The organism is Planomonospora algeriensis, assembly GCF_977012225.1.
Genome location: NZ_CDRNDK010000493.1, coordinates 1 through 4342 on the forward strand (window position 1 = coordinate 1; position 4342 = coordinate 4342).

The 4342-nt window shown below is 70.5% G+C and carries 5 protein-coding genes; 2 read left to right on the plus strand and 3 right to left on the minus strand.

Going from position 1 to position 4342, the window contains the following annotated elements:
* Positions 1 to 180 (minus strand): hypothetical protein (locus ACWJ6R_RS30990; RefSeq protein ID WP_449065622.1); only part of this gene is annotated, 180 nt, incomplete at its 3' end.
* Between the two features lie 205 nt (positions 181 to 385).
* Here ACWJ6R_RS30990 and ACWJ6R_RS30995 point away from each other — a divergent pair.
* Entirely contained in the window at positions 386 to 1855 is a 1470-nt protein-coding gene (locus ACWJ6R_RS30995) for an AAA family ATPase (protein WP_449065623.1), read from the plus strand.
* Positions 1856 to 2115: 260 nt separating this feature from the next.
* On the plus strand, positions 2116 to 3366 hold the full coding sequence (locus tag ACWJ6R_RS31000) for a family 16 glycosylhydrolase (protein WP_449065624.1): 1251 nt from the start codon (positions 2116 to 2118) through the stop codon (positions 3364 to 3366).
* Positions 3367 to 3500: 134 nt separating this feature from the next.
* Here the strand turns inward: ACWJ6R_RS31000 and ACWJ6R_RS31005 are convergent, their stop codons facing one another.
* Complete coding sequence (locus ACWJ6R_RS31005) at positions 3501 to 4097, minus strand: GTP-binding protein (RefSeq protein WP_449065625.1); 597 nt, start codon at positions 4095 to 4097, stop codon at positions 3501 to 3503.
* A partial coding sequence (locus tag ACWJ6R_RS31010) for a DUF742 domain-containing protein (protein WP_449065626.1) occupies positions 4078 to 4342 on the minus strand: 265 nt, incomplete at its 5' end. The genes ACWJ6R_RS31005 and ACWJ6R_RS31010, both read right to left, overlap by 20 nt.

Genomic DNA, 4342 nt, shown 5'->3' on the forward strand with positions numbered 1-4342 from the left:
GGGACCGCATTCATCCCCGGCCTGAAGGCCGAGGCCTTCTGCGGACCTGCGGTAATCGCGTTCCGGCCCCCAGTCCAGATGCCTCGGCAACGTGACGACGCCGCTGACCGGTCCGGTGAGCTCTTCGAGAGTCTCGGGCGCGACGTATGGGCGGAGCGCTCCGTAGCTTTCGGCCTGCATGACTCCAGTGTGGCCGATACGGCCATGATCATGCCTGATTCTTCCCGCCACGGGTTCGGTCGGCTCGGGCAGGTGACGGTCCGGCAGTGCTGACCGGTGGATGAGGTGAACGGTGGCGCATGGATCTCAGGCCTGCGGCGATCCGACTGGGTGGCTATAAGGAGAAGACCTATAATAAATTCTCTCATCATTGAGGGGGCCGATCATGGACAAGCCCGCAGAGATGTTCGACCGGGACTACGAGTGGTCGGAGCTGACGCGGTTCGTGCGGCACCCGGGGCCGGAGGCGACGCTCGGCGTGGTGTCCGGGCGGCGTCGGCAGGGCAAGACCTTCCTGCTGGACGCGGTCTGCCGGGCGGCGGGAGGGTTCTACTTCGCCGCGACCGAGGCGACCGAGGCCGAGTCCCTGCACCAGTTCGGCGCGGCGCTCGCCCGCCATCTCGGCGAACCGGCTCCCCGCAGGTTCGCGCACTGGGACGAGGCCGTCGAGACCCTCATGGCGATCACCGGTTCCGGGCCGGTTCCCGTGGTCATCGACGAGTTCCCCTACCTGGTGAAGGCCTCCCCGCAGCTGCCCTCGCTGATCCAGCGGGCCCTCGGCCCGCAGGGGCAGCGCCGGAGCGGCGCCGTACGGCTGCTGCTGTGCGGTTCGGCCCTGTCCTTCATGGGGGCGCTGCTGGCGGGGACCGCGCCGCTGCGGGGCCGGGCGAGCCTGGAACTGGTCGTCCCCACGCTGGACTACCGGCAGGCCCGGGACTTCTGGGACATCACCGACCCCGCGCTGGCGTTCCTCGTCAACGCCGTCGTCGGCGGAACCCCTGCCTACCGGCGCGAGTTCACGCTCGGCGACGTCCCCGACGGCATCGACGACTTCGGCCCGTGGGTCATCCGGAACGTGCTGAATCCCGGTCGTCCGCTGTTCCGGGAGGCGCGGTTCCTCCTCGCCGAGGAGCCCGAGCTGCGGGACACGGCCCTGTACCACGGCGTCCTGTCCGCGATCGCGGGCGGCAACCACACCCGGGGCGGCATCGCCGGCTACCTCGGCCGCAAGTCCACCGATCTGGGCCACGCGCTGACCGTGCTGGAGGGCGTCGGGATGATCGCCAGGGAGGCGGACGCCTTCCACGGCAAGCGCTCCGCCTACCGGATCACCGAGCCCATTCTCGGCTTCTACCACGCGATCATGCGGCCGGAGTGGACGGACCTGGAACGCCCGGGCTACGCCGCGCAGGTCTGGGAGCGATCGCAGGCGGCGTTCCGGAGCAAGGTCCTCGGCCCCCACTTCGAGCACCTCGCCCGCGCATGGACGCGTTGGCACGCCGCTCCGGAGACCCTCGGAGGCCTGCGCACCCGCGTCGTCTCCGGTGTCCTGCCCGACCCGGCGGCCAAGACCGGCCACGAACTCGACGTCGTCGTCTTCGGCAGGGCCGATGACGGCAGGGAGAGCGTTCTGGCGATCGGCGAGGCCGAGTACGGCGACGTCGTCGGGCAGGGTCACCTGGAACGGCTCGAGCGCCTCCGCGAGCTGCTCGTCCGCCGGGACGACCGGGCCGGCCCCGGCACGCGGCTGCTGCTCTTCAGTGCCGCCGGGTTCATGCCCGGGTTGCAGGAGACCGCCCGGGCGCGTGAGGACGTGCAGCTCGTCGGCCTCGATCGGCTGTACGAGGGGTCCTGAGACGACCGCGCTCCCGTCCGACATCTGCTCCCCGAGGAGCCGGATCATCGTTCGCCGAGCTTGTCAACCATAAATAAACCTTAAATAAAGTTTTATATTGACAGCGGTTCTGAGGTGCGGTTACATCTTCGTGACCCGAGCCGTAACGGTCCTCTCCGACAGGCTCACCGCGCGACGGGCCACCTCGCGACGGCGCCTCCGTACGGCGGGCGGGCCGGCAGGCCGCGCCCAGCAACGACCACAGAGCGGAACCATCCCCCATGCGCAAACGCCGATCACTTCTCGCTGCCCTGACCACGGTCCTCGCCCTGGCCACCACGCTGGTCACCGCCACGGGCGGCGACCGGGCCGAGGCCGCCGCCGGCCCGGTGACCTGGTCCGACGAGTTCAACGGCGCCGCCGGGACCTCCGTCGACTCCTCCAAGTGGAAGTTCGACATCGGAGGCGGCGGCTGGGGCAACAACGAGCTGCAGTACTACACCAACTCGACCCAGAACGTGTACCACGACGGCAAGGGCCACCTGGCCATCACCGCCCGCAAGGGGAACCCGTCCAACCTCCAGTGCCACTACGGGGCCTGCCAGTACACCTCGGGCCGCATCCTGACCGCGGGCAAGTTCAGCCAGGCCTACGGCCGGTTCGAGGCCCGCATCAAGATCCCCAAGGGTCAGGGCATCTGGCCGGCGTTCTGGATGCTCGGCGGCAACGACTGGCCGAACACCGGTGAGATCGACATCATGGAGAACGTCGGCAAGGCGCCGAACACGGTCCACGGCACCGTGCACGGCCCCGGCTACTCCGGCGGCGGCGGCATCGGCGGGAGCCGCACGATCGGCGCGCCGCTCGGCGACGACTTCCACACCTACCGGGTCGACTGGTCGCCCAACCTCATCGTCTGGTACCTGGACGGAGCGGAGTACTTCCGCCTCACGCCGTCCGGCATCCGCGGCAACAAGTGGGTCTACGACCACCCGTTCTTCATGATCCTCAACGTGGCGGTCGGCGGCAACTGGCCGGGCAGCCCCAACGCGAGCACCTCGTTCCCGCAGACCATGCTGGTCGACTACGTCCGCGTCTCCGCGACCGACGAGAAGCCCACGAACCCCACGAACCCTGGGACCCCCGGGAGCGGGAGCGTCCTGAAGTCGAAGCTGAACGGCCGCTGCATCGACATCCCGGGCGGGAAGGCCGCCGACGGCGTCCGGCTGCAGATGTACGACTGCAACGGCAGCGCCGCCCAGAAGTGGTCCGTCAACGGCAACGGCACCGTGAGCGCGATGGGCATGTGCATGGACGCCGCGGGCGCCGGCACCGCCAACGGCACGCCGATCCAGCTCCACCCGTGCAAGGGCAACGCCGCCCAGCAGTTCCGGCTCAACGCGGCCGGTGACCTGGTCAACCCGGTCTCCAACCGGTGCGTGGACGTGGTGGACAACAACTCCGCCAACGGCGCGCGGCTCCAGCTGTGGGACTGCGCCGGCACGCCCAACCAGAAGTGGACGCGTGGCTGACCCCCGCCGATGCGGGAGGCCGGCGGCGGGTGCCGCCGGCCTTCCGCGCCAACGGCCCCGGCGAGGCCGGACCGAGGCGCGGTACGGGCTCCGGCCCGCCTGTCCGGGCTGCCTCCTGGAGCGGCCGGGACCCGTCAGGCGGTGGGGAACGTGCCGCCCACCGAGTAGGTGACCAGGGAGGTCAGCACCTCCTTGACCGAGTCGCGTTCGCGCACGTCGCACATCAGGATCGGCGCGACCCCGTCCAGGCCCAGCGCCCGCCGTACCTTGACCGGGTCGTGGCGGCGGGCGCCGTCGAAGCAGTTGACGGCGACCACGAAGGGCAGGCCCAGCTGCTCGAAGTAGTCCACGGCGGGGAAGCAGTCCTGCAGGCGGCGGGTGTCGGCGAGCACCACGGCGCCGAGCGCGCCCTGGGCCAGTTCGTCCCACATGAACCAGAACCGGTCCTGGCCGGGGGTACCGAACAGATAGAGCCAGAGGCCCTCGCGGATGGTGATGCGGCCGAAGTCGAGCGCGACGGTCGTGGTGGTCTTGGCCTCCACGCCCGAGACGTCGTCCACGCCGACGCCGCGCTCGCTCAGCACCTCCTCGGTGTGCAGCGGCCGGATCTCGCTGATGGTGCCGACCATGGTCGTCTTGCCGACGCCGAAGCCGCCCGCGATGAGGATCTTGATCGCCATCGCCGGATCGGTGACCGCGGCCGACGCCGGCTCAGAGCCTGCGTAGTCCATGCAGCACTTCCCTGTAGATGTCCTCGTCGATCGCCTGCGCCGCGGGCCGCGGCCGGTCGATGGTCACCAGGCCCTGGTGCCGCAGGTCGCCCAGGAGCACGCGGGTGACGTTGAGCGGCAGGCCCAGGTGCGCCGCGACGTCCGCCACCGGGGTGGGCCGGCGGCACAGCGCGAGCACGGCGAGGTGCTCGGGGACCAGCCCGGCCGGTTCGGCGGGCGGGCCGGCGCGATCGTCGCGGGCGAGC